The 20,996-nt window shown below is 37.0% G+C and carries 12 protein-coding genes; 7 read left to right on the top strand and 5 right to left on the bottom strand.

The window, feature by feature from the left end; translation table 11 throughout:
* Window positions 1-136 precede the first annotated feature (136 nt).
* Both DC498_RS10995 and DC498_RS10990 read right to left on the bottom strand, forming a co-directional pair.
* Entirely contained in the window at window positions 137-883 is a 747-nt protein-coding gene (locus DC498_RS10995; protein ID WP_116874200.1) for a LytR/AlgR family response regulator transcription factor, read from the bottom strand.
* Window positions 880-3,975 carry a sensor histidine kinase gene (locus DC498_RS10990; RefSeq protein ID WP_116874199.1) on the bottom strand — a complete coding sequence of 1,032 codons (3,096 nt, stop codon included), beginning with the start codon at window positions 3,973-3,975 and terminating at the stop codon, window positions 880-882. The genes DC498_RS10995 and DC498_RS10990 overlap by 4 nt, the downstream gene beginning before the upstream one ends.
* Before the next feature lie 268 nt (window positions 3,976-4,243).
* Between DC498_RS10990 and DC498_RS10985 the strand changes: the two genes are divergently transcribed.
* The 7 genes from DC498_RS10985 to DC498_RS10955 all read left to right on the top strand — a co-directional run bounded on the left by DC498_RS10985 (window position 4,244) and on the right by DC498_RS10955 (window position 14,833).
* The gene (locus tag DC498_RS10985) at window positions 4,244-7,333 is read left to right on the top strand and encodes a SusC/RagA family TonB-linked outer membrane protein (RefSeq protein ID WP_116874198.1); all 3,090 of its coding nucleotides are present in this window, start codon (window positions 4,244-4,246) and stop codon (window positions 7,331-7,333) included.
* 13 nt (window positions 7,334-7,346) lie between these two features.
* Complete coding sequence (locus tag DC498_RS10980; protein WP_116874197.1) at window positions 7,347-8,972, top strand: RagB/SusD family nutrient uptake outer membrane protein; 1,626 nt, start codon at window positions 7,347-7,349, stop codon at window positions 8,970-8,972.
* Window positions 8,972-10,585, top strand: coding sequence for a hypothetical protein (locus DC498_RS10975; protein ID WP_116874196.1), 1,614 nt, complete (start codon window positions 8,972-8,974; stop codon window positions 10,583-10,585). Before DC498_RS10980 ends, DC498_RS10975 begins: the two co-directional genes overlap by 1 nt.
* The gene (locus DC498_RS10970; protein WP_116874195.1) at window positions 10,576-12,765 is read left to right on the top strand and encodes a hypothetical protein; all 2,190 of its coding nucleotides are present in this window, start codon (window positions 10,576-10,578) and stop codon (window positions 12,763-12,765) included. Before DC498_RS10975 ends, DC498_RS10970 begins: the two co-directional genes overlap by 10 nt.
* 221 nt (window positions 12,766-12,986) lie before the next feature.
* Window positions 12,987-13,964, top strand: coding sequence for a helix-turn-helix transcriptional regulator (locus DC498_RS10965; protein ID WP_116874194.1), 978 nt, complete (start codon window positions 12,987-12,989; stop codon window positions 13,962-13,964).
* Window positions 13,965-14,058: 94 nt separating this feature from the next.
* Window positions 14,059-14,508 (top strand): MauE/DoxX family redox-associated membrane protein, encoded by a 450-nt coding sequence (locus tag DC498_RS10960; protein WP_133176827.1) that lies wholly within the window; start codon window positions 14,059-14,061, stop codon window positions 14,506-14,508.
* 49 nt (window positions 14,509-14,557) lie between these two features.
* Window positions 14,558-14,833 (top strand): hypothetical protein, encoded by a 276-nt coding sequence (locus tag DC498_RS10955; protein ID WP_116874192.1) that lies wholly within the window; start codon window positions 14,558-14,560, stop codon window positions 14,831-14,833.
* 123 nt (window positions 14,834-14,956) lie between these two features.
* Here the strand turns inward: DC498_RS10955 and DC498_RS10950 are convergent, their stop codons facing one another.
* Genes DC498_RS10950 through DC498_RS10940 form a run of 3 tightly spaced genes read right to left on the bottom strand, consistent with a single transcriptional unit; the run spans window position 14,957 to window position 20,983 of the window.
* On the bottom strand, window positions 14,957-16,240 hold the full coding sequence (locus DC498_RS10950; protein ID WP_116874191.1) for a TlpA family protein disulfide reductase: 1,284 nt from the start codon (window positions 16,238-16,240) through the stop codon (window positions 14,957-14,959).
* A gap of 31 nt (window positions 16,241-16,271) precedes the next feature.
* Window positions 16,272-17,660 carry a RagB/SusD family nutrient uptake outer membrane protein gene (locus tag DC498_RS10945; protein ID WP_116874190.1) on the bottom strand — a complete coding sequence of 463 codons (1,389 nt, stop codon included), beginning with the start codon at window positions 17,658-17,660 and terminating at the stop codon, window positions 16,272-16,274.
* 2 nt (window positions 17,661-17,662) lie between these two features.
* The gene (locus tag DC498_RS10940; protein WP_165813815.1) at window positions 17,663-20,983 is read right to left on the bottom strand and encodes a SusC/RagA family TonB-linked outer membrane protein; all 3,321 of its coding nucleotides are present in this window, start codon (window positions 20,981-20,983) and stop codon (window positions 17,663-17,665) included.
* Window positions 20,984-20,996 lie beyond the last annotated feature (13 nt).

Below are 20,996 nucleotides of genomic sequence, written 5' to 3'. Positions count from 1 at the left end.
ATTTCAAGATACCACTTGTAGATAAAAATGACGTAATATATTAAGTGCTTAACATTCTCAAACTTCTAATTTTAATATGTGTACAATTGGATAATATAGACCTGGAAAAAAACGTATTTATTTTTGCGATTCTCCATTATTTAATACCGAGTCTAACCATTAATTGCTCTTTTCTTGACTTGGATACGCTTAATTCATCTCCATTGTTCATAACTACAAATGTGCCACTGCTCTTCATTAGTTGTTTAATATGCTGTATGTTTACCATGTATGAATGGTGTATCCGATCGAAGAGTTCTGTTGGTAACAGTTCTTCGGTTTCGCCGAGTGATCGGGATAATAGGATTGTTTTTCCATTTCCCAGAATTATTTCAGTATATGCCCCACTTGCTTTACAATATATTATATCGGTTACTTTGATGAAGTCAAATCCCTCTCTATAGGGGATAGCTATTTTTTGCTCAGTAACAGGAGATTTGGAATTGTTCAACAGATTATTGATGCGTGCATTGTCATGGTTTTCTTTAATAGCTTTCTCTACTTTTTCAACTGCTTCCTGTAATTCTTTTTCATCAATAGGCTTTAACAAATAATCAATAGCACTCACTCTAAATGCTTTTGCAGCAAACTGGTCATACGCAGTTGTGAAAATAATATGGAAATTGATATCGGAAAGCAGTTCAAGCATTTCGAAACCATTCATCCACGGCATTTCTACATCCAGAAAGACAAGGTCAGGAGTATTTCGTTTAATAGATAATATACCATCTTTTGCAGACCTGCAGGTGTCAATAACAGTTACCTGTGAACAAAAAATGCTAAGATCATTTTGCAGTGATTTAATGCATGGAAGTTCATCATCAATGATAAGGGCTTTGATCATTGCTCTTGTTTAAATGTTAATATTATTTGGGTACCTGTAGCATTTCCCTCTTCGTCAGTTTTATCAATTACATCAATTGAACTACCATATCGACTAACGGCATTATATAGGTTTAGACGATTTTGTACAAGCTGCATCCCTTTACTTTCATGAGAGGACATTTCTTTAGATTTACTTTTTAATGACCTTTTCCTTCCTATACCATCATCATCAATTACGCAATTGATTTGATTACTCTGTTGTGAGATGGTAACTGTTACGCAACCGCCGTTATTGGGAAGTATTCCATGCCATATGGCATTTTCTATAAAAGGTTGGAGAATTAGTGGTGGTACCTGTACTGAAAAAAGATCAATATTACTATTAACTTCAAAATTGCAGGTTATTGCCTCCCCAAAGCGAAGCGCTTCCAATTGTGTATATAGTTTGCAGGTTTCTAATTCAGAATGAAGGCTGATTAGTTCTTGTGCATTGTTAAGTTGATTCCGTATTAGCCGGGAAAATGTGGTAAGATATATGATTGCCTCTTTTTTCCTATCCTCTTGAATCAGAGATTTTATCGAGTTCAAACAGTTGAAAATAAAATGAGGGTTCATCTGAGCACGCAACGCCTGTTCTTTTAACGTTGTAGCCTGTTTTTCAAAGTTTGCAAATTGCTGCTCTTCTTTTCTTACATATTTTATTCTTAAAAGAACTGCTAAATAGATAATACCTGTTAACAGAGCAATGGCTGTTATTATAAACCAGTTTGTTTTCCAGAAAGGAGGTTGTATTTCTATCTTAAGATTTTTAAAATGATTACTCCATGTACCAGCAGTGTTGGTTGCGTTTATTTTTAATTGATAATTACCAGGAGGAATATTAGTATATGTAGCATTACTATTTGTACCTGCATAGACCCATTGTTTGTCAAATCCTTCAAGCATGTATCTATACTGCTGTCGTTGTGTATTGTTATACTGAAGAGCAGCCATTTCAAAACTTAAAAAATTTTGGTCATAAGGAAGCCTAATTTCTTGCAGACTATTAATGGCTGCAGAGAAAGGGGATTCCCCGAAACCAAAGTCTTTTGCTTTGTTATTAATGCTGATGCCTGTTAACGCAACATTTGGTTGAAAAGAATCATTAGAAATTTGGTCTGGCGAAAATACCGTAAAGCCCTCAATACCTCCAAAGCTGATTCTCCCGTCAGGAAATTGGAAATAGTGGTAGCGATTAAATTCATCACAGGGTAAACCGTCACTCGAAGAAAAGCTCCTGACCGCATAATTTTTTCGTCCAAAGGAAAATATTCCTTTATTCGTACTGCACCATAAATTTCCCTGTTGATCTGCCAAAACTGCATAAATAGTATTGTTAGGCAATCCATCATTTATGGTGAAGGTTTGACACTTCTCTGTTTGTTTATTAAACCTAATTAACCCACCGCCAAGTGAACCAATCCATAGAATATTACTGCTATCAGGATCCTGCAGCATGCTCATTAATTGGTTAGAAGGTAATGATCCGGGTAAGTCAGCAGCAGTAAAATGCTTTAGTTGTTTGCGAGTGTGATTGTAATAGAAAAGACCATCGAATGCTGTGCCTATCCAGAAATTATCTTCACCGTCAATGAGTAAGCTGCTTACACTAGTTGTATTATATTGATGATTGATTTTAATAATGGCTGGATAAATGGTTACCTCCCATGACACTGTGTTAAATAGAACAGGATGTAAAAAAAAATCCATTCCCCATAATTTTCCAGATGCACTTTCTGCCAGAGCGTTTATTTCCACCGGGAGATTTTCAAAACTTTCACTGTAGTGCCATGGCGGATATACCAGATGTGCGTCTTTGTAATACAGAAGAGATAACTTTTCTGTAGTTTCTCTGGTGCTTTTTGAGATCCAGATCTTACCATCAGAGCTTTTAAGAGAACGAAAATAATAAGGATACATTCCATCAAGAAAGCTTTTCCTGATATCTGCATCAGGCACATGCAGATATTTTTTCAGGAGATCTTCATGATAGCTTTTTGTATACGATATACCAGTGAGTCCGGATGATCGAAGATTAATCAGTTGTATTCCTGAGCCATTACCTCCAAGCCACAAAATACCTGACCGATCTACAAATAGGGAAATAGCGGAGGAGTTGTTTTCCCGAGATAGCATTCTCCAGGGAATTAATTTATAATCATTTGAAAGTGTGTAAATATATTGGGGGAATATTACGATTACTTGCCCTTGTTCGTCTTTTGCAATGTGGTAATCCTCCTCTTTATATTTTGAGGGTGGCAATATTTCTTTAAATTGCTTTGCCTGATTATCATAAAGAATTAGCCTGTGTAAATCTCTTATTAATATACTGCCATTTTTTGTAGTGATCGTATAAGTGTCCTTCCATGGACGGGTAGAATCATACAAATGAGGATTGTTAAATGTGTAGGGTAATGTTTGAATAATTTCCTGTTTGTCATTTATAAAAAAAAGCGCTTTGTCAGTTACTAAACCTATACTGCCTTCATGCGGGAATATTCCAGTAATGCTATTTTGTGACAGCCCGAGTTTTTGTTCACTAAAAAAACGCAGTGAGATTTTTCTTGGATTATAAACAAATACACCACCATTGGTAGTTATTAACCAAAAATTACCTGATTTGTCCTCCGCTATTGACTTTCCAGGCTTTATCATTCCAGTAATTATGCCTAATACAGGGTCTTTTGAGAGATGAAACAAATGTTCAGTCCGGGTGTTTAATATGTCAATTTCTCCTGTTTCATATAATATCCAAAGATGATCACGACTATCCAGAAATAGACTTTCTATAATATTATTGGATAACGTTGCCGTATCTCCTTGCTTGTGCATAAAGAGCTTAAATTTCTTTCCGTCATATCTTGCTAATCCATCTCTTGTCCCAACCCAAACAAAGCCTACGCTATCCTGAGCCATTCCACTGATAAACGATTGAGGAAGTCCGTCTGTAATACTTAATTTATTAAAAGGCTTAATCGCACTGTCTTGTGCCTTAACGGTTTGCAATGTCCAAACTACCACAAATAACTGTAGTAACCTACTTTTAAGAAATAAGCCAAAAGACAATTGCATGAAAAAATTATTTCGATATTTATACTGTGTATATAATAAAAACTACAAATATACAGAATCAACAACCGCTAAAAGGTTCGTGTTAACACCTGGTTGTTTTGATCTTATAACTGGATTATTTAAGTTGATGTTTGCAAAGTTTTAATGTCCTTGTTTGAGGTTATCAATTTTTAAAAGCCAGGTATTAACTCAAATAGCTTAAATATATACTTGCTCTATATAATATTCAGAAGTACTGTACTTTCCCAGCTAAAACAAAATTACTGCAATGAATGTAAAGACTCAACGCCTACCCAAAAGATGGGTACAATTGATTTTGAAACCGCACTTAATTATGCTGTTTCTCCTCATGTTTCTTTTTTGCCTGAATGTAAATGCACAACAGGTTGTCAGCGGGAAAATCATTGACGCAAAAAATAATCCTGTAGATAATGCATCTATAATTATTCAAAATACCAAAACAGGAAGTGTTTCCAACAAAAATGGTTTATTTACTTTAAGTCTTCCAAAAGATACAGACTCTGTTACCATTGAGATTTCAAGTATTGGCTTCCAGGTTAAAAGGCTATTGGTTGGAAATCAGGCAAACCTTATTATTCAACTTGAGCCTGAAATGGCTGCATTAAATGAAGTTGTAGTAGTTGGTTATGGTAAGCAGAAAAAACTTACACTTACTGGAGCTGTAACAAGTCTAAAAGGAGGCGATGTAGTAAAAAATCCTAATACCAACATTGCTAATTCATTGGCTGGTCAGTTACCCGGTGTTATTATTAATAACCGTTCGGGTGAGCCCGGGAGAGATGAACCTAATATCCTGATAAGGGGGCGAAGTACTACAGGGAATTCTTCTCCACTTGTTATTATAGATGGGGTAGAGCGTTCGGGAATAGGTCAGCTTAATCCGAATGATATTGAAAGCATTTCGGTATTAAAAGATGCGTCGGCAGCCATTTATGGAGCCAGAGCTGCAAACGGTGTGATTTTGGTTACAACTAAACGAGGTTCTGCGAATAATGCGCCAACAGTTAACTTAAGTTACAATCAGGGATATACCACTGCAACCCGAAACCCCAAAATGGCAGATTCTTATACCTTTTTTAATGTATTTAATGAGATAGAAAGAGGAGAAGGACGTCCTGCACGTTATTCCGAAAGTGATCTTGAAAAATTTAAAGCAGGTACAGAAGAGGGTTTTGCAAATTTTAACTGGTATGATTTTATTGTGAAAGATTGGACTCCCCAACATCGTTCAGATGTTTCGGTGTCTGGCGGTACAAGTAAAACTCAATACTTTATTTCATTTGGTGAGATCGGACAGAAGGGGCAATATAAGTTTGGATCGACTGAACTTAAACAATATAACCTTCGCTCCAACATTGATGTACAGGTGTCTGAAAATATCAAAGTAGGTATGAATCTTGCCGCCCGTTTTGATAATGGTCACTATCCATATCAAAGTGCGAATGAATTGAATAGTCATATTTTCCTTTATCAACCCAATTGGATTCCTTATTGGCCTGGAACGGATTATTTAACACCTAATAGAGATAATGATAATATTATAAATTGGGTAAGTGATGCTAATGGATATAAGACATCCCGAACAAATATTTTACAAACAACTTTGTTCGGCACTATCAAGATTCCGTATATTAAGGGGCTTTCTCTATATGGCAGTGGTAGCTATGATCCTACAAATTCCTTTTCCAAAGCATGGAGGTTGCCTACCTATGTATATTATAAAGATGCAAACACAGGCGAGTTAACAAGGGGAAGAGCAGGACGAGGTGCTAATTATCCGGATCTGAATGATCAGGCAGAATTTGCATCAAGATTGTATTTAACCAGCCGATTAAATTATGACAGGAAGTTTGGGAATCATAATATAAGTGCTATGGCCGGTTATGAACAGCAAACTAACCGTGGTAATTATATAACGGCTTCAAGAAGTGATTATGTTTCTACTGCGCTACCACAAATCTTTGCGGGTAGCACTGATAAAACTAAGCAGTCCAACAATGGCTCTGAATCACAGGGAGCCCGCAAAAATTACTTTGCGAGACTTGCATATAATTATTCAGAAAAATACCTGGCAGAATTCACTTTTCGCCGGGATGGTTCGCCCAACTTTGCAAAAGAATATCGCTGGGGTAATTTCCCAAGTGCATCTGTAGGATATGTAATTTCCAAGGAGCATTTCTTTGATAATATCCGTTTTGTAAATCTGCTTAAGGTAAGGGCGTCTTATGGGCTAATGGGAAATGATTTGGTTAATGCCTTCCAATATCTACAAACCTACAGCTACGGCAACAGCTATGTAATCGGCAATAATGATGTAAGCGGTTTGGTTCAGTCAGGTGCGCCTAACCCAAGAATTACCTGGGAAACAGCCAAAACCACTAATATAGGTTTTGATGCAGATTTGTGGAGCGGAAAGCTCGGCATTACTTTCGATTATTTTAAAACCAGGCGCTCAGATATTCTTACAAAAAGGGCTGCTGTTATTCCCGGATATACAGGTTTATCATTGCCTGATGAAAATATCGGAATAGTTGACAACAAAGGATTTGAGTTAGTGCTTAATCATGCAGATAGAAAAGGCAGATTGACCTATAATTTATCAGGGAATTTTGCTTTTGTAAGAAATAAGGTGGTTTTCAGTGATGAACAGCCGGCTGCGGAGCCTTACCAGTTTGCTACAGGACGTCCTATGGGAGCAGGGTTATATTATAATGCAATTGGTGTGTTTAAAGATCAGGCAGACATTGACAAGTACCCGCATTTTATTAATGCCAGACCAGGCGATCTGAAGTATGAGGACGTAAATGGTGATAGTGAACTTAACTCGCTTGATCGCATCAGAATTAACCAGACTTCTACACCGGAAATAACTTACGGATTCTCTGCTTCATTTCAGTACGAAGGATTTGATTTTTCATTTTTGCTTCAGGGACAGGCTAAGGCTAAATCATATTTCGGAGATTATTTCCCGGTAATGAGTTACTCTCTAGGCAACTTTCTGGATTGGAGAGCTAATGGCCGGTGGACTCCTGAAAATACTAACGCTACCCAACCACGGGCTTCATATGATGTTTTTAATAATAATACTGCTGGTTCAACTCAATGGCTTTTTAATGCTTCTTTCCTGAAACTAAGAAACCTTCAACTAGGATACACCTTACCTCAGAATCTTGTTAAAAAGGCCGGAATGCAAAAGATGCGCTTATACATAAGCGGTAGTAATTTGTTGATTTTATCTGATCATATGAAGGAACTTGGCTTCGACCCTGAAACTACTGACTATTGGTATTATCCTCCACAAAGAGTTATAAATTTTGGTGCAACTATCACTTTCTAAAACTACTTAAATAATGAAAAAACTGTTTTATATAGTATACATAGCTGTTATGGGGACGTCCTGTAATAAGCTTGAACTGGCTCCGCTCGACAGATTATCGGAAGCCAATGTTTGGAATGATCCTTCTCTTATTCAATTGTATGTTAATGGTTCTTATAGTTCTTTATTACATGAGTTTCAACAGGATCTTATGTCAGCAGCTTGTGATGAGACTTACAACATTCACAACTGGGCTAATATGCGTATGGCTCAAAATGGAGAAATAACAGCCGATAACGTATCTAATATATCTAACAAGATAAATTATTTCAACTTCGCTTATAGTTATATCAGAGATATCAATATTTTTTTTGAAAAGATTGAGGCCGCTCCGGGCGATGACGCTTTCAAAAAGCAAGTAAAGGGCGAAATGGGTTTTCTGAGGGCATATATTTATGCTAATCTCATATGGCGTTATGGTGGTATTCCTATTATTACCAATGTGTTTGAACTGAATGGCGATTTTACTGTAAGCCGTGCATCTTACGATGAATGTGTAAGTTTTATAGTAAGCGAATTGGATAACGCGGCGGGCTTGTTGCCAGCTAATCAACCATCGGCTCAAATGGGTCGTGCTTCGGCCAATGCCTGTAAGGCGCTAAAAAGCCGTGTGCTGCTTTATGCTGCCAGCATACAAAATAATCCTGACCACAATACTGCCAAATGGCAAGCTGCAGCAGATGCAGCGGAGGATTTACTGAATGCTGGATTTTCTTTAAATGGCGATTATCAGTTAACTTTTCTTGGCAATACTTCGGAGGTAATTTTCGCCCGCTATTTTAGTCAGGCAAATTCTACATCCTTTAATCAGTGGCAGGGACGCAATGGTTCTGATGGTTTTGGCGCAAACAATCCTACACAAAATTTAGTTAACGCTTACGAGATGAAAGCAACCGGTTTGCTGCCTTATAATGTAGCTGTAGACGGTTCGCTAACCCTTAATGCAGCTTCCGGATATGATCCTAATAATCCATACGCCGGACGTGATCCTCGTTTTGATGCATCCATATTGCACGATGGTTCGGTTTGGGCAGGGCGTGAAACAGAAACTTTTGAAGGTGGTAAAGATTCTCCAGAAGCTGCAACTGCAGGGTGGAACGCTTCACTTACTTCTTATTACATGAAAAAATTCATGAATGAGAATATTCCTCCTTCCGGCTCTACAGTTAGACCTACCAATCCCTGGATTTTCTTCCGTTATGCTGAAATTTTATTAAACTATGCCGAAGCTAAATTAGAGTTAGGTGATGAAGTAACTGCAAGAGAATATATTAACATGGTACGTTCAAGACCAGGTGTGGAAATGCCAGATGTTACCGAATCAGGAGATGCCCTGAGAAGCCGTCTCCAAAATGAACGCAGAGTGGAATTTGCTTTTGAAGGTCAGCGCTTTTTCGATGTGCGCAGGTGGAAAATAGCCTTACAGACTGAGGCTACTCCATTGCTTAGTATGGATATTAAAAAGAGTGGAGCTTTAAAGACTTATGCTATCACAACGCTTGCAAGCAGAATTTTTGTTGATGCTAATTATCTGATGCCTATACCCAGAGCGGAAATAGATAAGAGTAAAGGATCACTTACACAAAATACCGGCTATTAATGAACAGACGAAATTTTATTCGGCTTACGGGCACCTCAACAAGCGCCCTTTTGCTTTCGCAATATGCAAAAGCTAATGAAGAAACAGGTACCAAAATCCAACTTCCTGATTCCATAAGTATCCTGCAGGGGAGTGAATACATTCCAATGCAATCATTATCCTCACAAAGGTGGATATATCAGGATATAGTAGTGGAATTGAAAGCAGCGAAGAAAGTGATGGAGGTATTTATTCAGGCTCCCAAATCTTCTCTTGAAGAAATTCGCATTTCCTGGAATTTTTCAACTTCTGCAGAAGCAAAAATACTTGGAGATACATGGGAAAGATCTTATGCAGATCTTGGTTTTCAATCCGTTTCATCAACTGGCAAAATGCCTTGGTATTGTATTGAGTACAGTCGTAAAGGAACCAACTGTTTTGGTGTGAAAACCGGATGCAATGTATTTGGCGCCTGGCAGGTGGAGTCTGGCAATTTACACCTGCATCTTGATACCAGGAATGGTGGAATGGGAGTTTTGCTGGGTGACCGAACGCTACATGCTGTAGATATTGTTACCGCAACCGGCCGTGCCCATGAAACGGTATACGCTACAGCCCGAAGATTCTGTAAACTCATGTGTGATAAACCTCTTACGGTTAAGCAACCTGTTTATGGCATCAACGACTGGTATTTTGCTTACGGTAATAATTCAGCAAAGCTCATATTGGAACATACAGCATTACTGTCACCCCTTGCTGTAAATACTTCAAACAGACCGTTCTCTGTTATTGATGACGGTTGGCAATTGGGAACTGATTTTGGTAAAACAAATGAAAAGTTTGGCGATATGTCCAAACTTGTAGCAGATATCAGACAGTTGGGTATGCGCCCCGGTTTATGGACAAGACCGTTGTTGGCAAAATCTGGTACAAATAGCAAACTATTTATTAAGGACAGGGGTGAAATCCTTGATCCTACTCTTGATGAAAACATTAATTATATACAACAACTTTTCCGTTTGTATAAAGTTTGGGGATTTGATCTGGTAAAGCACGATTATACGACTTTTGATATTTTCGGACGATGGGGAAAAGAAATGAGTCAGTCGATTACGCAGTCTGGTTGGCAGTTTAATGATAGATCCAAAACAAATGCAGAGATATTATTGAATTTGTATCAAGCAATTCGTAAAGCATCACCTGATATGTATCTTATTGGCTGTAATACTATCAGCCATTTGTCTGCAGGTGTTTTTGAGATATATAGAACGGGTGATGATACAAGCGGAAAGGAATGGATTCGTACTAAAGAAATGGGCGTTAATACAATGGGGTTCAGAATGCTACAGCATCGAACTTTTTATGAAACTGACGGAGATTGTGTGGGATTAACTACTGCTGTTCCATGGGAGAAAAATAAGCAATGGATGCAATTGCTTGCGCAAAGCAGTACACCGTTATTTATATCTGCACAACCGGAGGCTGTAGGTGTTGAGCAAAAGGATTTTATTAAGCAATCATTTACTGATGCATCCCGTCATTTACCCGTTGCCGAACCGTTAGATTGGTTAGAAAATCAATTTCCGGCTAAATGGAAGCTCGACAAGAAAATAATAACTTTTGATTGGAATTAATAGGCTGGCAAAGCGTTCCGTTATGGAACGCTTTGCTTTTAAAATTTGTATTTATGATGGATGGAATGAAATTGCAGAGAATATGTATGTTGTTTTTTTTGTTTACAAGTAGTGTATATGTGAGCGGGCAGGAACTTAAAAATGGAACTATCGATCGGAAAGTGTTGGTTCAACGACATAATTTCCATGTAAATAACCTTGATGAGCAAGGTCCATCTCAGGTAGGAAATGGTGACTTTGCTTATGGTTTTGATATTACGGGAATGCAAACTCTACATAGCCGATTCTCTACTATGTCAAACTGGAGTTGGCATAGTGAACGACTTCCGGTTGGAATGTCTGCTACTGACTTTAAAAAGACGATGATTAATACCAATGGTAGAATGGTGCCATATGATTTACCTAATTCTGACCAGGCCTTGCTTACCCAATGGTTGCAAAGAAATCCGCATCGTTTTAACCTGGGCAGAATTGGTCTTTGGTATAAAGATGAAAATGGTGAGCCACTGCAACAAAAACATTTATTCCGGGCAGACCAGTATGTTGATTTATGGACATCGGTCGTGGTAAGCCGTTTTGAAATTGACGGGAATCCTGTAATTGTAACTACGGTAGGAGATCCCAATGAGGATATTATTGCTTTTAGAATAGAATCATCACTTGTAAAGGAAAAAAGATTGGGTATATTTATTGAATTTCCTTATGCCAGTCTTGAAGTTTTTAGTAACGGATCTAATTACGGCAAGCCTGATTTACATAGTACGAAACTGGTTAGTAATAAAAAGGGGCAGGTCGTTTTTGATCGTAGGCTTGATAGTACGAAATATCAAGTTGTTGTGAATTGGACAGGCAATGTTGAGATGAAGAGAGAGAAGCAACATCGATATTATATTATAGGGTCTGATAATAATAGTCTGGATTATGTAGTTCAATTTGCTCCTGTAGGGGCACTTCCAATTCTTCCATCTTATTTGGCTGTAAAAAAACGATCTGAACGATATTGGCCAACGTTTTGGAGAAGTGGCGGAGTTATGGATTTTTCTGGTAGTAAAGATCCCAGGTGGAAAGAATTAGAACGTAGGGTTGTGCTATCTCAGTATCTTACTAAATTGAATACTTCAGGTCAGTATCCAGCACAAGAAACGGGTTTGGTTAACAACAGTTGGTATGGGCGTTTTCATTACGAAATGATACTATGGCATGGTGCACATTTTGCACTTTGGAACAGATGGTCATTGTTAAATAAAAGCCTGGAAGTGTATCAAACAAACCTTGCAGGAGCAAAAGAACGGGCTAAACTGCAAGGCTACGCCGGCGCCAGGTATCCTAAATGTACTGGTCCTGACGGACATGAATGGCCGCATCCTATACATGCATTTTTAATTTGGCAACAGCCCCATCCCATATTCTTTGCCAATCTTGATTATCGGGCTCACCCTACAAAAGCCACCCTCAATAAATGGTCAGATATCATTAGCGCTTCTGCTGATTTTTTAGCATCGTATGCAGTTTACGATTCCGTAAAAAAACAATATGAATTAGCACCGCCTATAGTATTTGTTCCGGAAAATAATGATTATTATAAAGATAGCAGCGGTGCTTTTGAGTTGGCTTACTGGCGTTATGGATTAAAAACAGCGCAACAATTAATATACAACACCAATGGTAAACATGATCCCTTTTGGGAAAAGATAATATCCAGCCTGGAGCCTATTCCGGTACAGGATAGCTTATATGTGCAATGGAAAAATGTATCGGGTATGTGGAATAAGTTTAATTATGAACATCCTGCATTATTAGGTATTTACGGATTGCTGCCAGGTGATGGCATAGATAGTGTGATTATGAAAAAAACTTTCCATAAAGTGTTAGCCGAATGGAGATTCGATACCGGCTGGGGTTGGGATTTTCCGATGGCTGCAATGAGCGCAGCCAGATTAGGTGAACCTGCAGCTGCAATTGATATGTTACTACACGGCTCTCCTAAAAACGGATTCGATATTCATGGTTTTGTGGGTGGAGGAAATCCATACCCGTATCTTCCTACGAACGGAAGCTTATTATATGCGATTGCTTTAATGGTTGCAGGATGGGATAATGATGGAAGAGTATCTGAACCCGGCTTTCCTAAAGATGGCTCCTGGGTAATAAAGTGGGAGGGTTTAAAAAGGGCACCTTAACATAGTCTCAAAAAAAATATGATAGAAATACGATTGGGGCTTTATAGAAAGTTTATCAGTTTTGGGTCATACGAAAACGAAAAATAATCTATTAGATCGCAAACATCTAAATTTAATGACTATAATTTAATGAAATTGAAGGCTTGTCATTTGAATAATTATAAAAAGAAAGCATAGAGGTAACTTGGTTACATACCCAGGATCACTTAATCTCCTTGTCTATGTCAAATTTATTTAACCTTACATCAGAAAGTGGCAATCCGCTTGAATTTGTTAAAAGCCTTCCCCGAAATTATAATGGGCCAGTAATAGTTGGAGCAGCATATTATACTTCTAAATCTAATCTTTCAGAGCTAGTACTTCAAGAACTTCGGGGGGAAGAATATAGCATAAGACTTATTCTAGGGAAATTTCTTAAACGACTTTATGCAAAAGGATGGATTAATACAGAAGGTTTATATAGCAGCTTGATGTTTAAAAATGATGCAAGAAAGAAGATAATTAGCCTCGGAGAAACTCATTTGCGTGAGGGGCAGTATAACTGCTATTATACAAAACCGTCTGAATGTAGTTCTTTTTTCAAAGAAGGGAAGGAATTTCGTATGATGGATATTTTCTACTCTCCAATTTTACTAGGAGAATTAATTCCCTTTTTTCCTGCCTTAAAATCAATCATAAATGCAGACCGGGGAACTTTTATTACAGAAAAACCTTTCTGGTTACCGGTAACCATCAAGGAACTAATTAACCAGATACTAAGTTGTCCGTATGATGAAAAAACAAGACAATTTTATTTTGATTTAAAAGTTAGAGAAGTATTATATCACATGCTTGAAAACGCCTATAGAAAAGACATTAGTAAGTTATCCTTTACTCCATGGGAAATCAATCGTATTCACGAGGCAAAAAACATTTTACTCAACCATATTTCGAGCAAACCTCCATCTGTCAGAAAGTTATCCAGACTTGTTGCACTCAATGAGTACAAGCTCAAGAAAGGTTTCCGACAATATTTTAACTCAAGTATCGGAAAGTGGATGCAGGAACAAAAATTTCAATATAGCCGAGAACTCATCTTAAATACCAATAAGCCCATCAAAGAAATCTGCACGATGGCAGGGTATCCTCTCACAACAAACTTTATTACCGCTTTCCGAAGACGATTTGGGGTTACTCCCGGGGATCTCAGGCGTAAATAATACCAATCGCAAAACTTTTAGCGCCAGTTGCAAACTATATTGTAGTAGTATAAAACAAGATGTTGTCGAACTTTATACTATCAAACTGATGCTTATGATCTCATGTTTTAAGCAAGTAAAGATAACCGAAATAGCCACCGCGGTATTTATTATTCTGTATACCTATACTGCAGTAAATAAAATTATCGATTACCGAACATTTAAACTTGCCTTGGTTCAATCACCTGTTTTGGTAAATCATGCAAATTTTATAGCAATAACAATTCCGATAGTTGAATTGTTTGTGGTTGGATTGCTTGTTTTTTCAAATACCAGAGCAATGGGTTTGTTTTTTTCGCTCATTCTGATTACGGTATTCACTTTATATATTAGCTGTTTGATACTTTTCGCTCGCGAATTGCCATGTAATTGCGGAGGTATAATGAAAGCTCTTTCGTGGAAACAACATTTGTTAGTGAATATAATTTTGATTGTATTGGCAGCTTGGGCTTGGATAATTGCAAAAACAAATAAGAATATTATTGCAATAAACAGGAATAGCTGAACACCTGTATAAAATAGTAGGCATCTTTTCTAATTAAAACCAATCAAAAATGAAAAAGTATCGTTTTGCATTGCTCGCACTGACAGTGTCGGCAATAACATTTGCGTTTACTCCCTCTGATTTGTCAAAAAAAGCATCAATGAGTACAGTATATGCATTTAGTTCTTCTGGCATTCTTATGGATAGTGCTGGTACGAGAGCGGAGTTGAAAAGTCGACTTTGTCCTGGCGCAGATCAAATATTCTGTGCAGAAGTTTGGACATCTAAAACCGTAAACAATGAACCCGCGGGAACTCAACTTCAGGATTTACAAAAACCTCAATAGGTTTGAATGACATTTGTTAGAAGAGGCTTACTTCAGATATGAAGTAGCCTCTTTCTGAAACTGGAACATGAGAAAACTCATTTTACAATAATTGCCATTATTTTTCTGTAATAATATTTAACATTATTGGGTTTCGACAGCATCTTTAATTACAATAACATCTATTAATCTATCCTCAATTTTTACTTCAAGATCAAAATCTTTTAAGAATTGATTCACCTGAGTTATGCTCTCAAATCTCTTAGGCAATTGAATGCTCACTCGGTCTTTATAATTTGTCTCATCAATAAATTGAAATGGAGACCATGCATAACGGCCATAGTTAAGGATATTTTTAATTGGATATCGTAATTTAACATTATCTAAAAATAACGTATCATTCTTACTATATGCATCTGTTATTCCGGAAGCAAGCTGAGATTGATATCTTTTTTTTTCTCCAATTTCTCTTAGAATAATGCACTGCATTTTCCGCTTTTCCGAGAAACTTCTAATCTTAAAAAATCGATCTAGTTCGATTTGCATTTCTGAGCATGCATTCACTTTCGAAGTATCCTTCCACCAAATTTCAAAGCAAAAGGAATTAATGGACTGACCATTGGGTTTAAGTCGATCTAAAACATTATCTTCTAAAATTATTCTATTATAATTAAAATCGTTACCCCATTGATTATAAGCCTGTACATATAATTTTTGAAAATCAACGTTAGTGCTCCTTGCTATTAAAAGACCACTCTCTGGATCTATGTAAAATCCACTTGAGGAGGGAATGCCTGGTTGATAATTGGAGAAAAAAGAATATTTTATTGTATTGTTGTTAGCAAAGATACTTGCAAGCGGCAACTCAAAAGAAAACTTAAAATCATCTTTTTTCAATGGGAGGTTTAGCTCTTCGCTTGTAATTAACGCACGAATATTCTTACGAATAAGTTGGCTATGGTCAGTAATTGCTATAATTTTCCCATCTTTATCTATCCATATTTGATGGGGAGCAGAGAGATGCGGGAAAGCAAGATGTAGTAAGGTATCTGATACTACCGTGGGCAGTTTTACATGACTTATTCTTCTTATCGTATTAAATGTTTTGAATACTTTTTCTTTAGGTTCGTATGTGACTAGGAGTATATTTAGATTGTCTTGAAATTCATTTTGTAAGGAATCGAGTTTCGTAAAGCTTTCAATACAAGAACTACAAGAACTAAACCAAAAGTCTATCAAAAGTGCTTTGCCGTTGGTAAAATCAGTTAAACGAGCACTAGACGATTTATAGTTTATGATTTTTTTTAGCTCGAAATCTGAGATTCTATCTCCAATTTGCAAACCTTGAGACTTGGCACTTATAGTTAGTAGAAGCAATATAACTATTTCACAGATATATGCTTGTGCCTTTAATGCAATTTTCATCATTTATTAAATTATTGTAAACAGCTCCCGGTTATCAATAACCTTTATTCTGTTGTAAAGAAGAATTTTTTAAAATTTCGCCAGAAGGAATAGGGTACAGAGTATCAGTTACCTGCCATGCGGGTTTTATTAGAGCCAAAATTTCGGAGGCTTTTTTATTTCTTTTTAAGTCGAACCAGCGGTGTCCCCATTCTGCAAAAAGTTCAATGCGTCTTTCGTTCTCAATTGCAGACACGAGTTCTTTAGATGTGTTAGCTAAAGTATTAGCTAATCCCGAACGATTTCTGATTATGTTAAGATCGTTTTTTGATTCAATGATTTTATCTTGCCGTGCATAACATTCAGCTCGTATTAAGTACTGCTCTGCCAAACGGAAAACTACATAATACTCTCTTACAGGTTGCCCATAATCCCATATTTTATATTTATATGGATAATAATAAGTTTGCCCTGATACGGTTTTTGAACCTACCCAATTTTCTTTTCTCATATCATCTTTTTCAAATGCTTCCAACAAATAATTTGTTAATGGGAAGGTGGGAATGTTCGTGGCTGATGTAGTTGGTATAAAAGTTCTTCCTTCAGCTGTATTGTAGCCAGAAGTTACAGGCATTAACTGCCAAATGGTCTCACTACTTTCCGATAAAAAAACGTTGTTAAGATTTTGCTCAAGTAAATAAGCCCCTGAATTAATAATAGAAGACGCTTGCTGCTCAGCAAAACTCCATTCGCCAAGGGTAAGGTAGATTCGTGAAAGCAGAGCAGTTGCTGACCATTTGTTAGGCCGGACGCGACCGCTGGTAGGATAAGAAGTTTCTAGTAAGTCCCTTGCGGTTTTTAAATCTTCAATAATGCGAGCATATATTTGAGATACCGGAGTTCTTTGTTTTTTTCCGTTTTCAATATACTCTGTACTTAACAACAGAGGTACATCACCAAATAGATTTACAAGATAATAATACATAAAAGATCTTGCAAAGAGAGCTTCTCCCAAAAGCTGATTTCTTAAGGGTGTTGAAATGTCATTATTAAACTCTAATCCCACAATACAGGCATTGGTGCCATAAATAATGTTGTATCCTTTAAACCAAAAGTCGTTAAGCAAAACAGAATTATTAGGGAGTAATGCATTGTCAAAAAATTCAGAAGTTGCTGCATCAGATAGGTTCGTATTGTAAAGCTCATCAGCTGATAAGCCCGTATATAAAGTCACTCCTCCGGTAGAGATTACAGGAGATGTTGGTCCCATCATTGTTGTATAAATGCCGAGTATGGCAGATGTCGCCGTAACATCATTTTTAAAAACTGCTGTAGCATTCATCTTATCTATAGGTGGGTCAACCTCTACAAATTTTTTGCATGATTGGGTAATACTTGTAAAGAATATGAAGAGGGTTAATGTTATATGATTTTTTGTATTCATTGTTAGAAATTTAATTTAGCACCTATTGCAATAGTTCTTAATGATGGTAATGAATAATAGTTTTGTATTTCGGGATCTGTGCCTTTATAATTTGAAATGGTAAACAGGTTCTGCGCCGATACAAATATTCTTGAACTGTTTGTGCTGATTTTTTTAAATACTATTGTTGGCAGTCTCCAGGAGATGGAAATTGTTCTTAGTCTTATATATGAGGCATCACTATAGACCGCATCAGAATACCTGTAATTTGATCTGGTTTGATAAGCGGCACTACGTCTATTTGTTGTAAACATCTGAATCATGCTTAAATCTCCCGGCTTCTGCCATCTTTCAAGCACATATGTTGGTTGATTAGTAGCAAACCCGGGTATTTGAGCGTTTCCATAGATGGCATTGAGATAATTAAAACCTGTTTGCTTTCTAAAATCAAAGAAAATGTCTAACTCTATTTTTTTGAATGCAAGTGTATTTCTGACTCCTCCGTAAAAGCGGGGATCGGTTTTTCCCGTTACTTGATAATCAGTCCCCATTGATATAATATTATCATTATTGGTATCCTCGAATAAGAAAACTCCGGTACTTGGATCAACTCCCAGTGAGTGAAGTTTATATATAATGCTCAGTGACTTACCCTCTACATATGTTGTTTGATAACTTGATGTATTTAGGTTAGGAAATGATAATAATTTGTTAGATGGAACGCTTACATTTCCTGCAAAAGACCATTTAAAATTTTTGATATCAATTGGTGTTGCCTCAAGCACAAATTCAAAACCCTTATTCTCCACAACAGCAGGAAAATTACTGATAATACTCCCGAAACCAGTTTGTGCCGGTAATGAGTAATTGACTAATTGATTTCCGCTTTTATTATTAAAGTAGGTTGAAGAAAAATATATCCTGTCTTTTAAAAAGGATAAATCTAAAGATATTTCAAATTTTCTGTTTGTTTCCCAGCCATATTGCGGATTAAAAAGTTCAGAAGGATATAGTGCGGTGGTCTCCTGGTATTTTTTGTAATCAATTGCCCACATATCCAAATATTTATAGTTCCCAATTTGATCATTCCCCGTTAAACCATAGCTTGCACGTATTTTACCATAACTAAGAAAAGGCAATATTTTTTGGATAAGGTGCTCTTCTTGAAACAACCAGGCAGCCCCTACTGCCCCAAGATTTGCAAAACGTTTTCCCGGTCCAAAGCGACTTGATCCATCTCTTCTTCCTGTAAAATTTATGATGTATTTCTGCCGCCAGTTATAATTTATTCTTCCAAATAAAGCGGTGTATTTATAATCAGAAAATCGATTAGTACTATTAATAAAAGATGCTGCACTAAGAGCGTCAATCAATTGATCATTGTTATAACCGCTGGCATTAATTTCTATAACATTTTGCCTCTGTTGCGAAAAAGTGGAACCAACCAAAAGATTCAGCCTCCCCTTACCAATTGTAGTTTCGTATTCAGTTTGAGGTTCAATAATCCAGCCTTTATTAGAGCTATTTGCTATTGTCTGGCTACCTTGTGGGTTATATGCAGGGTCCTGCGAAGCTATAGGCATAAGTGACTTTTCTGAAACCTGTATCGAATTATATCCGAAGCTGCTACGGATCGAAAGCCCTTTTGTGATTTTATAGTTGATCTGCAAATTGCTTATGAGATTGTCGGTTACTGCATTATATTTTTGCAATAAATACGCCAATGGGTTGGTAAATGAATAACCTCCTTCCTGCCAGTTTAGCTTACCATCAGGAGTATAGAGTGATGGCGTATTAGGCGGTAAAGCCAGAAAAGAATTAAGAGAAGAAGATGCAATTAAATTGTTTTTTAAACTGGAGTAGTTTGTAGATAATTGAAATGTCAATTTCTTATTATTCGTACTATAATTCAGGTTATTGCTAAGTGATATTCTATCTGAACCCATATCTCCCGGGAAGATCGTACCATCTTTGTTATGTCCGGCACTAAAGAAAAACTTCATATTTTCACTGCCACCAGAAAGTCCCGCTTGCCCGTTGTAGCTGTGTGCTGCATTGCCAAGCATTGTTTTACTGAAATTGGTTTCTCTTGTTGTATCCCAAAGAAAGAGATCTGGAGCGTAGCCCGGTGATGAAGGGTTTTCCGATGGCGCTAAGCCATCATTGGCAAATGCCTCTCTGCGCATCTGTAAATACTCTGTAGTATTTAACATCTTTGGCAACTTTGGAACTTTACTCCATGAAGTGTAAAAATTCGCAAACACCATAGTTTTCCCTGGTGCTCCCCTTTTGGTAGTAATAAGCAGCACACCATTTGCTCCTCTACTTCCATAAATAGCAGTTGCGTCAGCATCTTTCAGAATTTCTATACTTTCTATATCAAGCGGATTGATACCAGCTATTGGGCTTAATCCTGCTTCAATTTGCCCACCTCCACTTAGTAAAGACCGGAGAGCATTAACGGGCTGGTTATTTGTAGCAAGAGGTACCCCATCAACAATGATAAGCGGCTCTGATCCTTGTGTCAATGAGTTTTGACCTCGTATCTGTATTTTTATTGAAGCGCCTGGCAATCCGCTTGATTGTGTAACAACTAATCCTGGAACTTTTCCATGCAATGCTGAAAGTGGGTCAAGTACTGGTTGTTGACTGATTACATCCGAACTAACTTTTCCAATATTTCCCGTGTTCAAACGACGTGTTGTTTTGCCATAGGCCATTATAACAGTTTCGTCAAGTAGCCCTATCACCAACTTCATTGTTATATTATGAAATGTCTTTTTATCAATTGGAATTTCAGCCTTCGTATAACCTACTGAAGTGAATACAAGGATATCGTTTTCAAAAACATCTTTCAATGTAAACTCTCCTTTTTCATTTGTATAGGTTGATTTTTTAGACCTGAGCGTAGTTACGGTTATTCTAAGAAGTGCATTGCTCTTTTCATCAACAACCTTTCCAGATACATCTATAGTTTGCTCAGACAGAGGAGAACCATTTGCCAGTTTATCTATTACAACTACATATTTATCTTCAATCGTATAATGTAACGGCTGGTTGAAAAAGCATTTATCTAATGCATCCTGTAGGCTTATATTTTTTAACTGAGCTGTTATATTTTGAGAATGCTTTAACTGTGCCCGGGTGTAGATGAATGAATATCCTGTCTGACTACTTATGTCTTTAAGCGCATTCTCCAGAGATGAATTGTTTAAGTTAAGGGTAACAGTTGTTTGTCCATATCCTCTCGTTGTAGCCTGTAAGCAAACGAGAAGTAACATCATAGGAATTAGTTTCATATAGAATAAGGTAAGGTGATTTCGAACACGAGCTTCTATTTTCATACTTTTGCAGTGT

Origin of the sequence: Terrimonas sp., assembly GCF_003075435.1 — a bacterium.
Taxonomy (GTDB): Bacteria; Bacteroidota; Bacteroidia; order Chitinophagales; family Chitinophagaceae; genus Agriterribacter.
The sequence above is the reverse complement of the archived record's forward strand: the minus strand, read 5'-3'. Positions and strand labels throughout refer to the sequence as shown.

Coding starts and splice junctions, on each gene's coding strand:
- DC498_RS10945 (WP_116874190.1), bottom strand. CDS start 17,660: ATGAATACAAAAAATCATATAACATTAACCCTCTTCATATTCTTTACA.
- DC498_RS10975 (WP_116874196.1), top strand. CDS start 8,972: ATGAACAGACGAAATTTTATTCGGCTTACGGGCACCTCAACAAGCGCC.
- DC498_RS10995 (WP_116874200.1), bottom strand. CDS start 883: ATGATCAAAGCCCTTATCATTGATGATGAACTTCCATGCATTAAATCA.
- DC498_RS10965 (WP_116874194.1), top strand. CDS start 12,987: ATGTCAAATTTATTTAACCTTACATCAGAAAGTGGCAATCCGCTTGAA.
- DC498_RS10950 (WP_116874191.1), bottom strand. CDS start 16,240: ATGATGAAAATTGCATTAAAGGCACAAGCATATATCTGTGAAATAGTT.
- DC498_RS10990 (WP_116874199.1), bottom strand. CDS start 3,975: ATGCAATTGTCTTTTGGCTTATTTCTTAAAAGTAGGTTACTACAGTTA.
- DC498_RS10955 (WP_116874192.1), top strand. CDS start 14,558: ATGAAAAAGTATCGTTTTGCATTGCTCGCACTGACAGTGTCGGCAATA.
- DC498_RS10940 (WP_165813815.1), bottom strand. CDS start 20,983: ATGAAAATAGAAGCTCGTGTTCGAAATCACCTTACCTTATTCTATATG.
- DC498_RS10960 (WP_133176827.1), top strand. CDS start 14,059: ATGATCTCATGTTTTAAGCAAGTAAAGATAACCGAAATAGCCACCGCG.
- DC498_RS10985 (WP_116874198.1), top strand. CDS start 4,244: ATGAATGTAAAGACTCAACGCCTACCCAAAAGATGGGTACAATTGATT.
- DC498_RS10980 (WP_116874197.1), top strand. CDS start 7,347: ATGAAAAAACTGTTTTATATAGTATACATAGCTGTTATGGGGACGTCC.